General features: G+C 56.4%; 1 protein-coding gene. It reads left to right on the forward strand.

Annotated features, from left to right (window positions below; translation table 11 throughout):
* Positions 1 to 266 precede the first annotated feature (266 nt).
* Positions 267 to 1209: GTP-binding protein (locus AC1DWI_RS23790; protein ID WP_477725990.1), on the forward strand; the 943-nt coding region annotated here is incomplete at its 3' end.

The raw sequence follows: 1209 nt of genomic DNA on the forward strand, positions 1-1209 counted from the left end.
ACCCACAAGTTGTCCAGAGACAAGCAGTATAAAATTGTGAATAAGTTGTGCATAAGATCCATGTTGCTAGCCTGCAACGACAAAAATATGGCCATTTCGGGACTGTTCGGCTCCGACTTTTTGCCTACAATGAAGTTCCAACTATCGCAGTTGCCATAGATTGTTGGTTCAGGGCGCGTCGCTACTCGACGCGCCCTTTTTTATGGCCCTCGCGAATTCCATTCAATCTCTTCGCAATACTTTCAAGTACTTAGGCGTTCTCGTTGATGAATCACATCAGAAATTTTTCGATCATTGCCCACATTGATCACGGCAAATCCACGCTGGCTGACCGTCTCATCCAGCGTTGCGGCGGTTTGCAGGACAGAGAGATGAGCGCGCAGGTTCTGGATTCGATGGATATTGAAAAAGAGCGTGGGATAACCATCAAGGCGCAGACCGCTGCGCTCAAATACAAGGCACTCAACGGCGAGGTCTACAACCTCAATCTGATCGACACGCCGGGCCACGTCGACTTCTCTTATGAAGTGAGCCGCTCGCTGTCCGCATGCGAGGGGGCGCTGCTGGTGGTGGACGCCAGCCAGGGTGTGGAAGCACAGACCGTCGCCAACTGCTACACCGCGCTGGACCTCGGCGTGGAAGTCGTGCCGGTGCTCAACAAGATGGACTTGCCGCAGGCCGACCCTGATAACGCCAAGCAGGAAATCGAAGAAGTGATCGGTATCGACGCGACCGATGCGATTCCCTGCAGTGCCAAGACGGGCATGGGTATCGATGAAATCCTGGAGGCCGTCGTTGCCAGAATTCCGCCGCCCAAAGGTAATCCAGGCGGCCCGTTGCGCGCCATGATCATTGACAGTTGGTACGACGCTTATGTGGGCGTCGTCATGCTGGTGCGTGTTGTGGACGGCCGGCTTGCCAAGGGTGACCGTATCAAGCTGATGGCCAGCGAGGCGATGTACAACGCCGAGCAATTAGGCGTCTTTACTCCGCATACCGAGCCTCGCCAGGCACTCGAATCCGGCGAGGTGGGTTTTGTCATCGCTGGCATCAAGGAGCTTCAGGCGGCGCGGGTCGGCGACACCGTGACCCTGATCAAGCCCGGGACAGGCGGCGCTGCCTTTACCGCCACCGAGGCCTTGCCCGGCTTCAAGGAAATCCAGCCTGCGGTGTTTGCCGGCCTGTATCCCTCAGAGGCCAGTGAATACG

The sequence above is a fragment of the Polaromonas sp. P3_C2 genome (assembly GCF_056402675.1).